Raw genomic sequence first — 18,670 nt, 5'->3', positions numbered from 1 at the left:
TGAGGGGCACAAATCATGTGTCCCTCACGTAAATTCGATCCGGGCTGTGTTTCGGCGCGTATACAGTTACACTGGAAAACGCGCCGAAGCTGTATATAGTCCGGCGACCAACCCGAGGAGCCCCTATCGATGAACGTGCACCCCCGCAGCATTGATGACGCACCTGACCATGATGAGGCCGCCGCCGCGCTGAAAACGCTGCGCAAATGGGCCGAAACCGTTACTGAGGCCGAGATCAGCCAACTTGATCCCGCCATCGCACGTCTTGTGCCGGGGTTGGTTCCGACGAATTACCCGACGTTGTCTCGTGAGTATCCAGACGGGTTCAAAGTCGATGCTGCATATCGCGCGACCTTGCCGGATCTACAGAACGGCCCGTCCAGCCTGATCCGTGGAGCAAAACAGCAGATTCAGCATGTCGGTATCTCGAATTTCCGCCTGCCGATCCGGTTTCACCGCAAGGAAGGTGACGACCTGACGTTGGAGACATCCGTTACCGGGACGGTCAGCCTTGAGGCTGAAAAGAAGGGCATCAACATGTCCCGGATCATGCGCTCGTTCTACAAACATGCCGAGCGCACGTTCAGCTTTGAGGTCATGGAAGCCGCGCTGAATGACTATTTGACCGATTTGGACAGCTTTGATGCGCGTATCCAGATGCGGTTTTCCTATCCGGTTCGTGTGAAAAGCCTGCGTTCTGGTCTGGAGGGTTACCAGTATTACGACATCGCGCTGGAACTGGTCGAACAGAATGGCGTGCGTCAGAAGATCATGCATCTGGACTATGTCTATTCGTCGACCTGCCCATGCTCGCTGGAGCTGAGCGAACATGCACGGTCCACGCGCGGGCAGTTGGCGACGCCGCATTCGCAACGCTCCGTCGCGCGCATTTCGGTTGTTGTCGATTGCGAGGCCGATTGCCTGTGGTTCGAAGATTTGATCGCGCTCTGCCGCCGCGCCGTGCCGACGGAAACGCAGGTAATGGTCAAGCGCGAGGACGAGCAAGCTTTTGCGGAGTTGAACGCAGCCAACCCGATCTTTGTCGAGGACGCTGCTCGCCTGTTCTGTGCTGAACTGCTTGCCGATCATCACATTGGTGATTTTCGAGTGATCGCCAGCCATCAGGAAAGCCTGCACAGCCATGATGCGGTGTCTGTTCTGACCGAAGGCCCGACCTTCGTTTCAGCCAGTCTGGACCCGCGTTTGTTCTCGACTCTTTTTCACATCGGGTGACTGAGAAGCGGCGTTCGAAGTCTCGAAAATTGGACGAAATGGCGAACTTTCGCCGCAACGCAGCAAAAAATGCTGCGGCAGCACGTTCTTTGACGTAAAGTAACGGTGATTGCAGCCGTGGCAGGCGCGTGTTTAAGCCGCCTTGCCGCACTGAGAGGAAGCCGAGACGTGAGACGCCCCGGGACTTCAGACCTTAGCAGTCCGCCCGAGTCATCAGGGCGGAGCAGGGTGCTTCTTCCCTTTGAAGGTTGCATCGCTTTCACAGGAGAAACGACTAATGAACCCGATTACCCAGCCGCTTGAGTTTCAGGCAGCGGCTATTCGCATGGCCGGCTATGCGGTTAGCAACCAACTGAAGATTATGCAAATTCTGGCAAGCTCGGCCATGGAGTTGCCGTTTGCCCCTATGCATGCGCTGCATGCGTCATCTGCGGTACCTGCGCTGGTTACACCGAAGCCGGAGTTCAAGTCCAACACGCCAGATACTAAGCCCGTCGCTAAACCCAAATCTGCGGCGACACCGAAGGCTAAGCCGGTCGCGCGTGCGAAAGCGGCGGCAACGCCGAAGGCCGAATCGCCCAAACCGATTGTGGCTAAAACAACGGTCACTCCGGCCAAGAAAGCGACCACTCCGGCGGCATCCAAGCCCGTCAATGCAGAAAAATCGCAAGAATCGAAGCCTGCAGAGATTGTCGCGCCTAAGCCGGCAACCCGCGCTCGTCGTGCGGCGACACCAAAGACCGCAGCCGCCACGCCCGCGCCGAAGACGCAAGCGCCCAAGCCAGCGGTGGCAAAACCGGCAGCGACCACGGCTCCGGCAAAAGCCGCATCGCGCAAATCCGCTGCGCCTAAATCTGCGGCCAAACCCGCAGCTGCAAAGAACCCAGCGAAACCTGCGGCGACCAAAACGGCCGCCAAACCAGCGCCCAAGGTGCAGGCTGCAAAAACAGCAGCTCCTAAGGCTGAGGTCGCCAAACCCGCTGCGCCCGCGTCTAAGCCTGCAGCCCCCAAGGCCGAGGCCAAGCCTGCGGCACCGCAACGCCGGACTCGCACGCCTTCGAAGCCGCCCGCGATGCCCACACCCGTCATCAAAACGGACGAGTAAACGGGACATCCGCTTGACACCGTCGTGCAGGCGCGCCAACGCTGCGCCTCATGACGGACATGCGCCCGGTTGGATATGTGATTGGCCTGTTGGTCGCCATTCTTGGGGCGACCATGATGCTGCCCATGCTTGCGGATCTCATAGAAGGTCGGGGCGAGTGGCACGTGTTTCTGGAAAGCGGCGTAATCACCATGCTGACGGGCGTTGTCCTGTCCATCAGTTGCTCAAACGGGGTGGGCGAAGGTCTGACGATCCGTCAGACCTTTTTGCTGACCACTGGCGTCTGGGTGGCGTTGCCCCTTTTTGGCGCTATCCCGTTCTTGTTTGGTGCGACCGAGCTGCGCTTTGTCGACGCGTATTTCGAGGCGATGTCGGGCCTGACCACCACCGGCTCAACCGTTATATCTGGTCTTGATACGCTGCCGCAGGGGTTGCTGTTGTGGCGGGGCGTGCTGCAATGGCTGGGCGGGATTGGCATTATCGTTGTAGCGATGGTGTTCCTACCCGAACTTCGGGTCGGTGGGATGCAGATCTTCCGCTCGGAAGGGTTTGAAACCATGGGGAAAATCCTGCCGCGGGCGCAAGAGATCGCGGGCCAGATTTCCCTGATCTACGTCTTTCTGACCTTTGTCTGCGCACTGGTTTACGCCGGTCTTGGGATGAGCTTTTTCGACGCCATCGTGCACGCGATGACAACCATAGCGACGGGTGGTTTTGCGAACTACGATTCGTCTTTTGCAGTGTTTACAGGACCAACCGAATACGCGGCAGCGGTGTTCATGATCCTCGCGGCCCTGCCGTTCGTACGCTACGTTCAGTTCGCCAATGGTAATACGAGCTCCCTTTGGCAAGACAGTCAGATCAAGACCTTTCTGGCGACGATCCTGGTACTAGTTCTGGTCATGGCGGTATTCCTGATCTCGGTCTTTCCGCATCATTGGGAGCAGGCGTTCCGAGAGTCGCTGTTCAACATCACCTCGATCATTTCCGGCACCGGCTATGCCAGCGTCAACTATATGACCTGGGGAAGTTTTCCGGTCATGCTGTTCTTCCTGATTGGCCTGATCGGAGGGTGCGCGGGCTCGACTGCCTGTTCCATCAAGATCTTCCGTTATCAGCTGTTGTTTGCCTCGATCAAAACCCAGATCAGTCGCATCCGGTCGCCGCATGGCGTGTTTAAACCACGCTATGACGGGCGCACGATTGGGCAAGACGTTCTGACATCGGTGATGAGCTTTTTCATGTTCTTCGTGCTGTCGATGGGGGTACTGGCCTGGGCGCTGGCGCTGACGGGGCTGGACTTCATCACGTCCGTCTCGGGCGCGGCGACGGCGCTGGCCAATGTGGGGCCGGGGCTGGGGGATCAGATAGGTCCTGCGGGCAACTTTGCCGGGCTGAGCGATACGGCCAAGTGGTTGCTGTCCATCGGTATGCTGGTCGGGCGGCTGGAACTGTTGGCCGTCTACGCGCTGTTTACTGTCCAATTCTGGAGAAGTTGATGAAAAGACCTCTGGGTGCCCAGATTTCGCACATGTTGAAAGACCGGGGCGTTGACGTGATTTTCGGCATTCCCGGCGTTCACAATCAGGAAATGTATCGGGGCATCGAAGAGGCGGGCATCACACATGTGCTGGCCCGTCACGAACAAGGGGCCGGGTTCATGGCCGACGGCTATGCTCGTGCGACCGGCAAGCCGGGAGTGGCTTACGTGATCACCGGGCCGGGGCTGTGTAACACCATGACCCCGATGGGGCAGGCCTACACGGATTCTGTGCCGATGCTTGTGATGTCGTCCTGTTTGGACGAGACCGACGCGATGCAAGGTCAGTTGCACCAGATGAAAGACCAACGCGGTGCTGCTGAAACCGTGACGGACTGGTCTTACCAGGCCAACACCGCACAGGCGGCCTATGGGCTGGTCGAACGTGCCTTTGAAGAATTCGAGCTCTCGCGTCCGCGCCCCAAGCACATTCAGGTGCCGATTTCGCGCCTTGAGGCCGAGGCAGACCCGGCACCGTTTCCCAATCAGCCCGGTTTGCGGTCCAAAGTGGTGCCGCCTGATCTGGCGCCGCTCATGTCTTTGCTGAATATCTCGAACAGGCCGCTGTTCATTCTGGGTGGCGGGGCGCGGTCCAATCTGTGGCGGCAAATCTTGACGCAGTTGGGGGCCGCGTGTTTCACCACCTATGCCGGTCGCGGAATGGCGGGGCTTGGCTATGCGTTGGATTACGGCGCCACGCTGCCACGCCCGGGCAGTGCTGACGTGATAGGCTCTGCCGATCTTGTGGTCGCTGTGGGGGCAGAACTGGGTGAGGTTGACCTCTGGCGCGACACGCTGGGGCATTCCTCTCATTTGGTGCGGGTCGACCTGGATCCGCAGGTTCTGTCCGACCGTCACCGCGCGGGGATCAAATTGCAGGTTGATGGTGAGAGCTTTGCCCATGCTCTATGGGCTTCAATTGACTCTGTGAAAACGGCGACCGGCTGGAGCGTGGAAGAGGTCGCCGAGGCCCGTAAACGCTGGCGCGCCGAATCCGATGCCGAACGTCCCGGGATCGTGCCGGTGCTGGATGCCCTGCGCGCGGCCATGCCAGCGGACACGATGATCTATTCAGACATGACCCAGTTCGCCTATGTCGCCAAAGAGGTCTGGGACATGGCTTATCCGTATCACTGGCACCACCCGACAGGGTTCGGCACGCTGGGCTATGCGCTGCCAGCCGGGATAGGGGGCGCGGTCGCGCGCCGGGGTAAACCCACTGCTGTGATCGCAGGGGACTATGGGTTTCAATACACGATGATGGAGCTTGGCGCGGCGGTTGAGCTGGGTCTGTCTCTGCCGATCATCCTGTGGGACAACGGTAAGCTGAAAGAGATCGAAGACAGCATGGTCCGTGGCCAGATCGCCCCCAACGCCGTTGTGGCCCACAATCCCGATTTCTGCAAACTGGCCGAAGCCTTCGGGGCCTTGTCTGCCGCCCCGGGTAATCTGGAAGAGATGCAGGCGGCCGTGGAAGCCGCGTTTCATGCCCCGGTTCCAACGCTGATCCGGATAACGCCGGACATCATCTAGCAAGAAAAAACGCCCGAAGGGGCGGCGTCTTTCGTTTTTCAGGTCAGCTTAGTCCCAGCAATGCACCAGAACGGTCATTCCGTTGGCCCGTCGGCTCAACTCATTGGGTGAGATTTCCGCAGTGGACTGGCTGGGCTGACCGGACACACCAGCCTTTTCCAGAGCTTCATTCAAGCGGTCCGTCGATGCTGCCAGACTGACCGAAGCGGGTAGGGTACGCCCTTCGGTCGGGGTGGGCAGCAGCATACCGACAACCTGTCCTTTGTCGTCGAAAACCGGTCCGCCGGCATCTCCGGGCAGCGCCACCAATGCCAGGCGTTTCACACCGTCTTCACCGTTAAGACCGCGCACATCACTAATCTGGCCATATGTCAAAGTCGGGGCGCCCAATGCACCTTCATACGAGAACCCTGAAACTGCGACCTCAGATTGAATACGTGGTTTGTCAGTGCTGAACTCGGCAATGTTGATCGGTGCGAGGTTGCGGCTGGGGCGAAGTACCGACACACCAAGATCGGAATCTACCAGGGCAACCTGGACCTCTTGATCGTCGTTTAGCGTGATCCGGGTGCAGCTGTCCGTGGCCTCAGATACGGTCAGAACCGTGCCGTTTGCATCGGTGAAGAACCCGGAGCGAGAAAGGCGAGGTTTGCGCACCTGCAGGCCCGAGACCAGATCGATCTGCTGATCGGCATCCGCGCCCGCACCGGCGTCCAGTACGGCGTCGTTGGTGGAGAAGCTGGCCTTGATCGCGGCCAGAACCCGCGCGCGACGGGCCTCGTCACCTTCGGGCCAGACCAGCGTAAAGCCCTTGATCTGGTCGTCTTTCAGCGCCGCTTCGGTGTAGGACACGATCCCGTTGCCGCGACCCTCCAGCGTGAAACGATCGCCGCGCAGTTGGCGCGGACCGTCCAGAGGCACAATCTCCAGCGATTGCATCACTTCATACAGCGCGCGCAGCGTGGCCTTGTTGCCTTGTTGGCTGATCAGCAACGCCTTGGCGTTCAGGTCACCTGCGCCATTGAAATGCGCAAAGGGGGCCTCATAACGGTCAAAGGCGATGACGCCCAACGGCAGGTCCAGATCGATGCCAGCCTGCGTGTCTGAATGGCGCTTCATGCCAACACTGATCAACGGCGCGTTATAGTCATCCATCAATGCCGAACGCTGGGCCGTGGTCAGGACACCAGTGGGTTCATAGCCGTTAAACCGCTGCCAGTCGCCCATCGATCGCCGGGTACCTGCACCAAAGGCGCCATCAATGGTCGAATTGTAAAACCCTGCTGCCTGCAGGGCGGTTTGCAGATTCTTGCGCTCTTGCGCCGTCAGCAGACGTTCCGATTGCAGAGCCTGCGACCGCGTTTCGTCCGAAGGCTGCGGGGTCAGCCCGGCGGTAGATTGGTCAGGTTGCGGTGTGGGTTCAACGGGCGGGTTCACCGCGCCCGGTTCCACTGAGCTTGATCCAACGGGCCAGAACTGCTGACCCAGAGAGTTTGAGAACGCAATATAGCTGTCCGACGGGATCTGGCCCTCGGCCCGGTAAACGCGCAGAACCTGTTCGGCGTCGCTGCGTAAGTATGGCCCAATAACAATGGCATACCAGCCAGAGTTCAGGCGGAATCCATTCACGTCGGGCAATGCATTCGCATAGGCCTGCGCCCGCTCTTGCGCTTGGCGCAGCGTTGGGCGGGCTTCGACCTGAACCCAGACGCCTGCCTCCTGCTGTGCATAGACGGCGCGTGTGCCGAAGAGAAATAGAAACAAAATTGCAGTAATTACTCGTGTCATAGTCTGCCCGTATCCGCAGTGTTTTGGCTTTTCCGCAGATTACGCGATTTGAGGCGCGGAAAGCCATGCCCGCAGTACGGGGAATTTCCAGTGTGGCGGTGCAGTGACAGCCGGTACTCATTGGCCCGTTGACGCCCCTTGGCCCCTTGCATAGGAAGGACAAAACCGACCGGAACCGGGCGCGGATGTGCCCAAAGGGAATGTCATGACCGAACCGTCCAGCGCACCACGTTCTTTTCAGGAAATTATCCTGCGTCTCCAGACCTATTGGGCCTCGAAGGGATGCGCCGTTCTGCAGCCTTACGACATGGAGGTTGGGGCAGGGACGTTCCACCCAGCGACCACTTTGCGCGCTTTGGGGGCCAAGGCATGGGCTGCGGCCTATGTTCAACCGTCGCGTCGCCCGACCGATGGGCGGTATGGCGAGAACCCGAACCGGTTGCAGCATTACTATCAATATCAGGTGCTGATCAAACCCAGCCCGCCGGACCTGCAGGACCTGTATCTGGGTAGCCTTGAGGCGATCGGCATCGACATGAACTTGCACGATATCCGGTTTGTCGAGGATGACTGGGAAAGCCCGACGCTGGGTGCCTGGGGGCTGGGTTGGGAAGTCTGGTGTGATGGTATGGAAGTCAGCCAGTTCACCTATTTCCAACAGGTTGGCGGCCATGATTGCGCGCCGGTTTCGGGTGAGTTGACTTATGGTCTGGAACGGCTGGCGATGTATGTGCTTGGCATCGACCACGTGATGGACATGCCGTTCAACGACCCGCAATCGCCTGGCCCGCTGAGCTATGGCGACATCTTTAAGCAGACCGAAGAGGAATACGCCCGCTGGAACTTTGACGTGGCCAACACCGAAGTTCTGCTGCGCCATTTCGAAGAGGCCGAGACCGAATGCGCCGCCATTTTAGCGCAGGAACATGACGACCCCAAAACCGGCAAGCGCATCGTCATGGCGCATCCCGCTTATGACCAGTGCATCAAGGCCAGCCACGTGTTCAACCTGTTGGATGCGCGTGGTGTGATCTCGGTGACCGAACGTCAGGCCTATATTGGCCGGGTTCGGGCGCTGGCCAAACAATGCGCGGATGCGTTCCTGCTGACCGAGGCTGCCGGGTTCGAGGCCTGATGGGGCGCTCAGGCCAATCCGGGCAACAACACTTTCAGGCCATCAGCGATCATGCTGATGGCGATGGCCGACAGGATCATGCCCATGAAGCGGCTCATGATCACGCGTGCGTTGGACGACAATCGCTTGGCCAAAGCAGATGCGTTCCAGAAAGTAATGAACAGCAGAAACAGAACGGCCAGGAAAACGCTTGCATAAATAATGGCGTCCATGGGCTTGGAAATATGGTGCGCATACAGAATCAGTGTTGTGATCGTGCCGGGGCCGACCAGAATGGGGAAGGCCAGCGGGTAGAAGGCAACCGTGGCGGGTTCGGGGTAGTCCTGTTTTTCCCCCTCGGTTCCGTGATGCGTCGTGCTTTCTTTACCGCTCAGCATGTTCAGGCCGATCATCAGAACGACAAGGCCGCCTGCAACGCGCAGATCGTCCACGCTGATCCCGAACAGGCCCAGCGTCTGGTTGCCGATGGCCGCGAACGCCGCACCAAGGATCAGGCAATAGGTCGCCGTTTTCGCCGCGACCTTGCGCTGGTCGGCGGGTGTCAGGCCATCGGTGACGCTCAGGAAAACGGGCAGGTTGGTGATCGGGTTCATGATCGCAAACAGTGCGCCGAAGAACCCAACGGCAAGGGTCATGTCCATTCCAATAACCTCATTCCGGCCCGTATCGGTATGGAAACTGGCCTATTTTCAATAAAGTTGAAAGAGGCCGCGTGATCAGGATGTTCAAAAGATGACCGGAAAACTGCTTGCAATCATCCTTGTCCTAGCTGCGGCCGTGGCCGGTGTCGGCATGTATTACTTGCAGGTCTATGGGTTCTATTACGATGTTGAACGTCAGCCGGGTCAGGATGTGTCCTTGGTGGTCGAAGGGGCAGAGGACCCGCGGCCAATCCCGTACTCGGCGTTTCAGGCGATTGATGCCGATAGCTCACCGATCCGGTACCGGGCGTGTTTTGAAACCGACCTGACAGCCGAGGATCTGGCGGCGTTCCGACGGGTAGAAAACCCCGAGCCGCTGACCGCGCCGGGATGGTTTGACTGCTATGATGCTGTCGCAATTGCCGAAGCGTTGAAATCCGGGCAGGCACAGGCGTTCTTGGGGACCAAGAATATCCACTATGGCGTCGACCGCATTGTCGCGGTTACCAGTGACGGCAAGGGCTATGTCTGGCACGCGCTGAACAATTGCGGTGAAAAGGCCTATGACGGAACGGTTGTGGGCGAGGAATGCCCGCCCCGGCCCGAAAACTGAGGGCGACATGACCGACGCAGCGATCCATATTCCCAATTTTCTGACCGCTACACTTGGAATTGCGGTCTACCTGATTGGGGCCGAGATCAACGCCCGCGTCGCGCTGCTTCGTCAATTCAATATCCCCGAGCCAGTTACCGGCGGGTTACTGGCCTCTCTCGTTGTGCTGTTTCTGTATCTCGTGGTCGGGATTGAGCTGACCTTCGATCTCGCCTCTCGGGATTTCCTGCTGATTGTGTTTTTTGCCGGGATCGGTTTGAACGCGCGGCTGGCAGATTTGATTTCCGGAGGCAAGCCTCTGCTATTGCTTCTCATTTTGACGTTGGTGACAATTGTTGCCCAGAATGTCGTTGGTGCTGCCGGTGCGGTTGCCTTTGGCTTTCCGGCACAGGCGGGAGTTCTTTTTGGGTCGGCTTCTCTGATCGGAGGGCATGGCACCGCTATCGCTTGGGCCCCCGAGGTTGGCGCGGTCACTGGATTGGACGGTGCGACAGAACTCGGCGTGGCTGTGGCGACGCTCGGCCTCGTGCTTGCGGCATTGGTTGGCGGACCAATTGCCCGATTGCTGATCGAAGGAAAAAACCTGACCCCGGATCGTCCTGATGAAGAGCACACGGTCGGACTGCCGGACGATGCGACTGAGGCTGAGGCCAAAATCGATCATCTCACCATCATGCGCGTCCTGCTGCATCTGAATTTGGCCATCATCTTCGGTTACGTCTTACATCAGGCAATCGCAGCCGCCGGATTGATGTTGCCGGTATTCGTGCCCTGCCTGATCATGGGGATTATTATCGCCAACTTACGTGCGGTTCTGGCACCCAAGGCGCCACCAGTTTCGCGAACGCCCTCACTGGCGCTGATCTCGGAATTCTCGCTGGGTGCCTTTCTGGCCATGTCGCTGATGAGCCTGCAACTCTGGACCATTGCCGAATTGGGACTGGCCATCGGCGTCATCATGGCTGCGCAGACCCTGTTTGCCGTGGCGTTCGTGATTTGGGTGCTGTTCCCGGTGATGGGCGGCAACTACCGTGCGGCCGTTCTGTCTGCCGGGTTTGGCGGCTTTGCTTTGGGTGCGACGCCGACCGCTATCGCCAATATGACCGCAGTTACCAAGCGATATGGCCCGTCGCCTATTGCCTTTATCGTGCTGCCCCTTGTATCCGCCTTCTTTGTGGATATCGCCAATGCCATCGTCATTCAGACGATCGTAAATTTCTAAGGACCGAAAATGCCCGACCTGCTGATCGAACTGTTTTCCGAGGAGATCCCCGCCCGTATGCAGACCCGCGCGGGCGAGGACCTGAAAAAGCGGATCACCGATGGTTTGGTCGAGGCTGGCTTGACCTATGCCGGGGCTGCCGCCCTGACCACGCCGCGCCGCCTGACGCTGGCGATCGAAGGCCTGCTGGCAGAAAGCCCGACGATCCGCGAGGAACGCAAAGGGCCGAAAGTTGGCGCACCGGACAAGGCCATCGAAGGATTTCTGCGCGGCGCGGGCCTGACCCGCGATCAATTGGAAGAACGCGACACGCCTAAAGGCGCGGTCTACTTTGCCACCATCGAGAAAGCTGGCCGTCCGGCTGCTGAAATCGTTGCCGAGGTGCTTGAGGCCACTATCCGCAACTTCCCATGGCCAAAGTCGATGCGTTGGGGCAGTGGTCCTCTGCGCTGGGTGCGTCCGTTGCATTCGATCCTGTGCATCCTGACCGACGAGGCCGGTGCGCAGGTCGTGCCGCTTGATGTCGATGGCATCACATCCGGTGACACCACCGCAGGTCACCGCTTCATGGCTCCGAACCGGTTCTCGGTTACGTCGTTCGACGACTACGCGGCCAAGCTGAAGCGCGCCTTTGTGGTGCTGAACCCAGCCGACCGGGCCGAGCATATCTGGAACGACGCCCAGAACATGGCCTTTGCCGCGGGTCTGGAAGTAGTCGAGGACAAGGGCCTGCTGGCTGAGGTTGCCGGACTGGTCGAATGGCCGGTGGTGCTGATGGGGCAGATCGACGACGAATTCCTGGACCTGCCGCCCGAGGTGTTGCAGACCTCGATGAAAGAACACCAGAAGTTTTTCTCGGTCCGCAATTCCAAGACCGGCCGGATTGAACGTTTCATCACCGTCGCCAACCGCGAAACCGCCGACAATGGCGCGACCATTCTGGCGGGCAACCAAAAGGTACTGTCGGCGCGTTTGGCCGATGCGAAGTTTTTCTGGGAGAACGACCTGCGTGTGGTCAAGAAACATGGGTTCGAGCCGTGGGTTGACCGCCTGAACAATGTAACCTTCCACGCCAAGCTGGGCTCGCAAGGCGAGCGGGTTATTCGCATTGGGCATCTTGCAGGTGAACTGGCCGCCGCGACAGGGGCCGACAAAACACTGGCCACTTTGGCGGGGCAGGGATGCAAGGCCGATTTATGTTCGGAAATGGTCTATGAATTCCCCGAACTGCAGGGCCTGATGGGCCGCTACTACGCCGCTGCGGCTGAACTGCCCGAAGAGATCGGTCAGGCCTGTGAGGAGCATTACTCTCCGCTCGGCCCCTCAGACGATGTACCGACCGCGCCGGTTTCCGTGGCCGTTGCGCTGGCAGATAAGCTGGACACGCTGACCGGGTTCTGGGCGATTGATGAGAAACCGACTGGTTCCAAAGACCCGTTTGCCCTGCGTCGCGCGGCGTTGGGGGTTATTCGGTTGATTTTGGATAGTAGTGTTCGACTAAGACTCCATGACTTTCTAACTAGCCATTTTGCGCAAATAAATGAAGCTATCGCTGCTGTGGTTCAAAAGAGCCAAGATCAAGCTGTCGATGAATTTAGAGAAAAGACCGGTGGCGGTGCTATGCTAGTTGGCCCGGTTTCTGGTATCGGCTACGAAATCGTAGATGGCAGAAAGGTCGATACAAGGTCTGTTGACCTCCTCTCGTTCTTCCACGACCGCCTCAAGGTCTTCCTCCGCGACGAGGGCATCCGCCACGACATCATCGACGCCTGTATCGCGATGGAGGGCAATGACGACCTCAACCTGCTGGTCAAACGCGCCCGGGCTCTGAATGCGGTGATCGCGACCGAGGATGGTGAAAATCTCGTGCAGGGGTTCAAGCGCGCCAACAATATCCTGACGCAGGCCGAGGAGAAGGACGGCGTCGAATACTCCTACGGTGCGGATGTGAAGTTCGCCGAGACCGACAGTGAAAAGGCGCTGTTTGCCGCTCTGGACGGGGCGCAGGGAGAGATCAACACGGCCCTGAAATCCGAGGATTTCCCGTCGGCCATGTCAGCCATGGCTGCCCTGCGTGGTCCGGTAGATGCGTTTTTCGAGGATGTTCAGGTCAATACAGACAACGATATCCTGCGCCGCAACCGCCTTAACCTGCTGAGCCAGATTCGTCAGGTTTGCTCCAGCGTGGCGGATCTCAGCAAGATCGAAGGCTAAGCCAGAACGCCCTTGCGCCATTGGTGCAGGGGCTTATGCTGCGTGCAAATCAAAAGGTGCCGCAGTGCAGAATAATCCACATACCACTCTGATCACGTCCGAAGCGCCCGTCACCGCCAACACCCATGGCGGGCGGGCGAAATGCCTGCAACGCCTGGTCCGTCTGGACCTGCCGGTGCCGCGAACGGTCGCGCTTTCCTTCGATGCGGTTCATCGGATTGCAGAAGGCCATGTGCCCGATCTCGTGGCCATCCTCGAACAGTTCGATCAGACCGCGCTACTGTGTGTGCGACCCAGCTCTGAAGACCCGGATTGGGGCGGTCCGGGTGCGATCCTTAACATTGGTATGAATGATGGGCGGTATTTGGACCTGTCAGGATCGATGGGTGACGAGGCTGCCGCCGCACTGTATCTGCGCTTTGTCCAGAGTTTTGCCATCCACGTGGCCCGTCTGGACGCGGATGTGTTCGACGATATCGACGCGGATGGCAGCGAAGGGCTGCGCATGTCCTTGCGGGCCTATGAGGACGAGACCGACGAAGCCTTCCCGCAGGACCGGGGAGAACAGCTAATCGCCGTGCTGCGATCAATGGCGCGGGCGTGGGATGGAACCTCGGCCCGGTTGCTACGTCAGGCCAAGGGCGCGCCTGCGAATGCGGGGCTCGGGCTTGTCATTCAAGAGATGATCCCCGGTGTTGGGCAGGGCGAATGCGGATCGGGCGTGCTGCAATTGATCGACTCGACCACCGGATTGCCGCAGATCACCGGCCGGTACCTGAGCCAGAGTCAGGGGCGCGATGCGCTGGGTGAAGGTGTGGCGGCGCTCTATCTGGAAAAGGACCCGCGCGGGAAGTCGCTGGAAGAAGTCGCGCCCGAGGCCTTTGCCAACCTCAAGTCCCATGCTGCGCTGATGCGCACTAAACTGCGCGAGGAAATGCAGGTCGAGTTCGTGATCGAAAACGGCCACGTTCACATTCTGGACGGCGTGCGGGTGCAGCGCAGTGCGCGCGCTGCGTTGCGGATTGCGGTCCGGCTGGCCGAAGATGGAATCATTCCGCCGCAAGAGGCGGTGATGCGGGTCGATCCCCATTCGTTGAACGAGATGCTGCACCGGCAGGTTCACCCCGAAGCCCGAAGGGACGTTCTGACCACCGGTATCGCCGCCAGCCCGGGTGCTGCGACAGGTAAAATCGTGTTCACCTCAGCCGAAGCGCAGGCCAGCGCCGCACGGGGTGAGCCCTGTATTCTGGTGCGCCGCGAAACCTCGCCCGAAGACGTGCGGGGGATGCACGCGGCCGTTGCGGTGCTGACAGAAAAAGGTGGCATGACCAGCCACGCCGCAGTTATTGGCCGCGGGTTGGGTCTGCCCTGTATCGTTGGCGCGTCCGAAATGCGGTTTCAAACCAAAAAGAAGATGCTGACGGCACCGGATGGGCGGGTGCTCAAAACCGGTGATACACTAACGATCGACGGGACTTCGGGGCAAGTGCTGGCGGGGCAACCAGTTATGCTTGAGGCCGCGCTGGATGACTGTTTTCAGACGCTGATGGGATGGGCCGATGACGAACGTGACATCGCCATCCGAGCGAATGCCGATACGCCCGCTGACGCCCAGACGGCGCGGAATTTTATGGCGCAGGGGATCGGCCTCTGCCGGACCGAACATATGTTCTTTGACCCCGGCCGCCTGATTGTGATGCGCGAGATGATCTTTGCCCAAACCTCTTCGGGTCGTGCGGCGGTTCTGGAACGTCTGCTACCGATGCAGCGCGAGGATTTCGTGCAGTTGTTCCGGATCATGGAGGGACAACCCGTCTGCATCCGTCTGTTCGATCCACCGTTGCATGAATTTCTGCCGACCACACGTAGCGGACAACGCGAACTGGCCGAAGCGCTGGATTTGCCGGTTTCTGACGTCGAACGGCGCGTCGCGGCGATGACTGAATACAACCCAATGCTGGGTCTGCGCGGGGTTCGATTGGGTGTAACCGTGCCTGAAATCTACGACATGCAGGCTCGTGCTATCTTTGAGGCAACTCTTGAGGCCAGCAAGGACGGTGCCCCTGTGGTGCCCGAGGTGATGATCCCGCTGGTTTCTGCCAAGCGTGAGGTGGAGCTGGTCAAATCCCGCATCGACTCAGTTGCTGCCTCGGTCGCCAGCGAACGCGGGGAAGAGTTCGAATACCGCTTGGGTGTTATGGTCGAAACCCCTCGTGCCTGTCTGCGGGCGGATGAGATCGCGCCGCAAACGTCGTTCCTGAGTTTCGGTACCAACGACTTGACCCAGATGACCTATGGCCTGTCGCGTGACGATGCGGGCCGGTTCATGTCAGCTTATGTGCGTCAGGGCGTGTTCGTCGAAGACCCGTTCCATGTTCTGGATCCCGATGGAGTAGGGGAATTGTTGAAGCTGGGGGCTGAGCGCGGGCGTCAGGCCCAACCGGATGTTACCCTGTCCGTGTGCGGCGAACACGGGGGAAACCCCGAATCAATCGCTATTTGCCGCGATCTGGGGTTTGACTACGTGTCTTGCTCTCCGTTTCGGGTCCCGGTTGCTCGGCTGGCTTCCGCTCAACTGGCGATTTCGTCCAGACTTGGGGGTTGACAGGGGCCTTTTGCCCTAGGATTAGTGGTTTTTGAGCAACCTTGTGCCGGAATTGATTTTCCTCACGGGCGATTTTCCACTTGCATTTTTGTTGGAACTAGACGTCTTCGCCGGACTGCGCTAAATGCCTCGTCGCGCCCGCCGGGGGAGGGTACGGCGCGATTTGTGCCTGTGCGAGGTTATCTGATGCTACGATACATACTGGCTGCTGCCACATTGGCGGCAACCGTGCTGCCGAGTGTGTCTTTCGCTGAAAAGGAAGCCACCGATACTACGAAACGCGAACTTGTTACACGGAGCGAACTGCCCGGACAGAATTTTCGCGACTATCTGAATCTGTTCAAGCCACGCAAAAAGCTTGAGCCAGTTGAAATTTCGTATTCGAAGAACTGGCTGGATCAACAGCCCACAGCTTCCGGAGACGAACACTTCAAATGTTTGGCCGAAGCGCTGTACTTTGAGGCGCGCGGTGAAAGCGTTCGGGGACAGTTCGCTGTGGCCGAAGTCATTCTGAACCGCGTCAAAAGCAGCCGTTTTCCAAATTCACTGTGCGGAGTAATCAAGCAAGGAACTGGCAAGAAGTATCAATGCCAATTCACCTATACCTGCGATGGCCACAAAGAAGTAATCCGCGAAAAAAAGGCCTATGAGCGGGTGTCCAAGGTTGCGCGTGCCGCGATTGATGGTGTCGCCAAGGAACTGACCGAAGGGGCCACCCATTACCATACGACGGCGGTACGCCCGTCGTGGTCGCGCGTTTACAAGGAAACGGCGCGAATTGGTGTACATATCTTCTACAGGCACAATTACCGAACCGCGAGCAACTAAATCGCACACCCGCGCTGTTAGATTGGCAGCGCGGGGTGCTAAAATTTGGCCAATTGCGGACGTTCAGGTCATTCCTGCAACGATTTGCAGTTCTCCATAAATCGACCGACAGGTTTGGCTGGTGTCAAATGTCGGGGCATAGTGCACCGCAGGCAGTTCTTTGGGCTCGCGCTATACAACGCCGCATTCGATGTCTGGAATGGCGTTTGAGGCGGTGTTATACGCCCGCTCATCCTATAGTTTTGGCTGATCAACCCACCAAGCCCGAAAAGGTCTGTCGTATGAGCTCTGAAATCCGTCTTGCCTTTGCGCACCCGTCCGAGCGGTCCGAAGCGACTGCAACGCGCGGTCCGCTGGATCGCATCTCATTGCGCGACCATATCGTTGAGGTCGAGATCGGCGCTTTTCAGGCCGAACGAGGAACCACTCAGCGCATCTGCTTTAACATCGTGGTCGAAGTGCGCCCGTTGACCGACCCGATCGATGATGACGTGGATCGTATTCTGTCCTACGACCGCGTAACCGAAGCGATTGCTCATGAATTGGCGGCAGAGCGGCTGAACCTGCTTGAGACACTCGCGGATCGGGTCGCAGAACGCATCTTGCTTGAGCCGCAGGCCGTAAGAGCTTTTGTACGCATTGAAAAACTGGACCGTGGCCCCGGTGCTTTGGGTGTCGAGATTGTGCGCGGTAAGGACAACGTCCATCACGATGTGGTCGAGGAAGATCGCCCTCATCCGCGGTTGGTATTCCTGTCGAATGAAGCCATTGCGTCGTCCAATCTGACCGGGTGGATCGACCAGTTGGAAAACCGCCAGCGTCCTCTGATCCTGTGCGTGGGCGCTGCTGATATGACGGTGCCTCAGACCGGTCACGTGATGACGCAGCGCCGGATTGATTTACTGGCGATTGAGCAGAACGCTTGGGTTCTGGCCGCGCGGGACCATCGCTGTGTGGTGGTATCGACACGGACCGAATTGGACTGGGCGATGAAGAATGGCCAGATCTGCGTCTGGGCACCATCCAAAGTCGTACTGGATGCAGTTGATGGTCCCTCGGCTGCGCCATCGGACGCCGTCGCCTTGGCCGCGTGGTTCGCGGCTACCTTTGAGGCCAGCGAAATGATGGTGATCGGCGGTGCCTTACCAACTGCGCCGAAGACGCCTCTGCGCGCCATTCCTGTGGATCAGGCGCAACTGTGACCGAGTACTTCCGACCGCTTGTGCAGCATGGATCGGCCCGCCCGGACGGGGCAGCACCTCTTGCCGGTCAGACTTTGTGGTTCACACATGCCGAACGGCTGTCGCGAACAGAAGCCCCGAAGGTTGTTGCGGCGCAGGACGTTCCGGGCGATGTGCTTGCCCGCCTGACGGGGCCGCGGGCCGAAATCTCCGGACTGGCGATGGACCAACCCCAGATCATGGGTATCCTGAACGCGACACCGGACAGCTTTTCCGATGGCGGCGTGCACAACTCGGTCGAGGCGGCAGCTGCTGCGGCAGCACAGATGGTGGCGCATGGGGCCAGCATTCTGGATATCGGTGGCGAGTCGACACGTCCGGGGGCCTCTTACGTGCCGGAAGACGAAGAAATCGCACGAACCCGACCTGTTATCGAGGCCATCCGTTCCAACACACAGGCTCTGATCTCCATCGACACCCGCAAGGCCAGCGTTGCGCGGGCGGCGTGGGATGCGGGGGCGGGGCTGATCAACGACGTCTCAGGCTTTACCTTTGACCCGAAGCTTGCTCCGTTTTGCACCGAGGTCGATGCCCCGGTCTGCGTGATGCACATGCAGGGCGATCCGGCCACGATGCAGGACGATCCGCAATACGACGACGTGCTGCTGGATGTATTCGATTTCCTTCAGGGGATCGTGGCGCAGTTGGTGCAACTGGGCCTGAACCGCGACCGGATCGTGATTGACCCGGGCATCGGGTTTGGCAAGACGCAGGATCATAATCTGACCCTTTTGCAAAATCTCAGCCTGTTCCATGGAATCGGTTGTCCGATTCTGCTGGGTGTGTCGCGCAAAGGGCTCATCGGGCAGATCGGACAGGAACCGCGCAAAGACGCGCGTGCGCCGGGATCAATAGCCGTTGCTTTGGCAGGATTGTCTCAGGGCGTGCAAGTCCTGCGGGTTCATGACGTGCCTGAGACCGCTCAGGCCTTGCGTCTGTGGGCTTCCGTCCGGTAATCCGGTCGCAGGCAAG

General features: G+C 59.1%; 14 protein-coding genes. 12 read left to right on the top strand and 2 right to left on the bottom strand.

Translation table 11 applies throughout. The features are described from left to right. Positions 1 to 129: 129 nt before the first annotated feature. From folE2 to ACR0ER_RS15320, 4 genes are all read left to right on the top strand, one after another. Positions 130 to 1,233 (top strand): GTP cyclohydrolase FolE2, encoded by a 1,104-nt coding sequence (folE2, locus tag ACR0ER_RS15335; protein WP_480769689.1) that lies wholly within the window; start codon positions 130 to 132, stop codon positions 1,231 to 1,233. A gap of 277 nt (positions 1,234 to 1,510) precedes the next feature. Next, the gene (locus ACR0ER_RS15330) at positions 1,511 to 2,338 is read left to right on the top strand and encodes a hypothetical protein (protein ID WP_480769688.1); all 828 of its coding nucleotides are present in this window, start codon (positions 1,511 to 1,513) and stop codon (positions 2,336 to 2,338) included. Positions 2,339 to 2,388: 50 nt separating this feature from the next. Next, entirely contained in the window at positions 2,389 to 3,837 is a 1,449-nt protein-coding gene (locus tag ACR0ER_RS15325; RefSeq protein ID WP_480769687.1) for a TrkH family potassium uptake protein, read from the top strand. Continuing rightward, entirely contained in the window at positions 3,837 to 5,411 is a 1,575-nt protein-coding gene (locus ACR0ER_RS15320) for a thiamine pyrophosphate-binding protein (RefSeq protein ID WP_480769686.1), read from the top strand. The genes ACR0ER_RS15325 and ACR0ER_RS15320 overlap by 1 nt, the downstream gene beginning before the upstream one ends. A 48-nt stretch (positions 5,412 to 5,459) precedes the next feature. Here ACR0ER_RS15320 and ACR0ER_RS15315 read toward each other — a convergent pair whose 3' ends face one another. Then, a complete protein-coding gene (locus ACR0ER_RS15315; RefSeq protein ID WP_480769685.1) occupies positions 5,460 to 7,199 on the bottom strand; it encodes a serine protease in 1,740 nt (579 codons plus the stop codon). 205 nt (positions 7,200 to 7,404) lie between these two features. On the opposite strand from ACR0ER_RS15315, the gene ACR0ER_RS15310 reads away from it, so the two are divergent. Beyond that, positions 7,405 to 8,334 carry a glycine--tRNA ligase subunit alpha gene (locus tag ACR0ER_RS15310; protein ID WP_480769684.1) on the top strand — a complete coding sequence of 310 codons (930 nt, stop codon included), beginning with the start codon at positions 7,405 to 7,407 and terminating at the stop codon, positions 8,332 to 8,334. A gap of 8 nt (positions 8,335 to 8,342) precedes the next feature. Here ACR0ER_RS15310 and ACR0ER_RS15305 read toward each other — a convergent pair whose 3' ends face one another. Further along, a complete protein-coding gene (locus ACR0ER_RS15305) occupies positions 8,343 to 8,975 on the bottom strand; it encodes a MarC family protein (protein ID WP_480769683.1) in 633 nt (210 codons plus the stop codon). 91 nt (positions 8,976 to 9,066) lie between these two features. Between ACR0ER_RS15305 and ACR0ER_RS15300 the strand changes: the two genes are divergently transcribed. The 7 genes from ACR0ER_RS15300 (at position 9,067) to folP (ending at position 18,654) form a co-directional block, all read left to right on the top strand. Continuing rightward, positions 9,067 to 9,588, top strand: a complete 522-nt coding sequence (locus tag ACR0ER_RS15300) for a DUF6446 family protein (protein WP_480769682.1) — start codon at positions 9,067 to 9,069, stop codon at positions 9,586 to 9,588. Between the two features lie 7 nt (positions 9,589 to 9,595). Beyond that, on the top strand, positions 9,596 to 10,810 hold the full coding sequence (gene gltS / locus ACR0ER_RS15295; protein ID WP_480769681.1) for a sodium/glutamate symporter: 1,215 nt from the start codon (positions 9,596 to 9,598) through the stop codon (positions 10,808 to 10,810). A 9-nt stretch (positions 10,811 to 10,819) separates the two neighbouring features. Beyond that, positions 10,820 to 13,024, top strand: a complete 2,205-nt coding sequence (gene glyS / locus ACR0ER_RS15290) for a glycine--tRNA ligase subunit beta (RefSeq protein ID WP_480769680.1) — start codon at positions 10,820 to 10,822, stop codon at positions 13,022 to 13,024. Positions 13,025 to 13,088: 64 nt separating this feature from the next. Further along, complete coding sequence (locus ACR0ER_RS15285) at positions 13,089 to 15,629, top strand: putative PEP-binding protein (RefSeq protein ID WP_480769679.1); 2,541 nt, start codon at positions 13,089 to 13,091, stop codon at positions 15,627 to 15,629. A 186-nt stretch (positions 15,630 to 15,815) separates the two neighbouring features. Next, entirely contained in the window at positions 15,816 to 16,457 is a 642-nt protein-coding gene (locus ACR0ER_RS15280; RefSeq protein WP_480769678.1) for a cell wall hydrolase, read from the top strand. Between the two features lie 281 nt (positions 16,458 to 16,738). Further along, the gene (locus tag ACR0ER_RS15275; RefSeq protein WP_480769677.1) at positions 16,739 to 17,659 is read left to right on the top strand and encodes a dihydroneopterin aldolase; all 921 of its coding nucleotides are present in this window, start codon (positions 16,739 to 16,741) and stop codon (positions 17,657 to 17,659) included. After that, the gene (gene folP / locus ACR0ER_RS15270) at positions 17,656 to 18,654 is read left to right on the top strand and encodes a dihydropteroate synthase (protein ID WP_480769676.1); all 999 of its coding nucleotides are present in this window, start codon (positions 17,656 to 17,658) and stop codon (positions 18,652 to 18,654) included. Before ACR0ER_RS15275 ends, folP begins: the two co-directional genes overlap by 4 nt. Positions 18,655 to 18,670 lie beyond the last annotated feature (16 nt).

Source organism: Ruegeria sp. CH8 (assembly GCF_056536985.1).
This window is presented reverse-complemented; position numbering and strand designations above follow the sequence as displayed.

What these genes read in the sequence shown, in the direction of transcription:
- folE2 (WP_480769689.1), top strand. Translation starts at nt 130, where the DNA reads ATGAACGTGCACCCCCGCAGCATTGATGACGCACCTGACCATGATGAG.
- ACR0ER_RS15330 (WP_480769688.1), top strand. Translation starts at nt 1,511, where the DNA reads ATGAACCCGATTACCCAGCCGCTTGAGTTTCAGGCAGCGGCTATTCGC.
- ACR0ER_RS15325 (WP_480769687.1), top strand. Translation starts at nt 2,389, where the DNA reads ATGACGGACATGCGCCCGGTTGGATATGTGATTGGCCTGTTGGTCGCC.
- ACR0ER_RS15320 (WP_480769686.1), top strand. Translation starts at nt 3,837, where the DNA reads ATGAAAAGACCTCTGGGTGCCCAGATTTCGCACATGTTGAAAGACCGG.
- ACR0ER_RS15315 (WP_480769685.1), bottom strand. Translation starts at nt 7,199, where the DNA reads ATGACACGAGTAATTACTGCAATTTTGTTTCTATTTCTCTTCGGCACA.
- ACR0ER_RS15310 (WP_480769684.1), top strand. Translation starts at nt 7,405, where the DNA reads ATGACCGAACCGTCCAGCGCACCACGTTCTTTTCAGGAAATTATCCTG.
- ACR0ER_RS15305 (WP_480769683.1), bottom strand. Translation starts at nt 8,975, where the DNA reads ATGGACATGACCCTTGCCGTTGGGTTCTTCGGCGCACTGTTTGCGATC.
- ACR0ER_RS15300 (WP_480769682.1), top strand. Translation starts at nt 9,067, where the DNA reads ATGACCGGAAAACTGCTTGCAATCATCCTTGTCCTAGCTGCGGCCGTG.
- gltS (WP_480769681.1), top strand. Translation starts at nt 9,596, where the DNA reads ATGACCGACGCAGCGATCCATATTCCCAATTTTCTGACCGCTACACTT.
- glyS (WP_480769680.1), top strand. Translation starts at nt 10,820, where the DNA reads ATGCCCGACCTGCTGATCGAACTGTTTTCCGAGGAGATCCCCGCCCGT.
- ACR0ER_RS15280 (WP_480769678.1), top strand. Translation starts at nt 15,816, where the DNA reads ATGCTACGATACATACTGGCTGCTGCCACATTGGCGGCAACCGTGCTG.
- ACR0ER_RS15275 (WP_480769677.1), top strand. Translation starts at nt 16,739, where the DNA reads ATGAGCTCTGAAATCCGTCTTGCCTTTGCGCACCCGTCCGAGCGGTCC.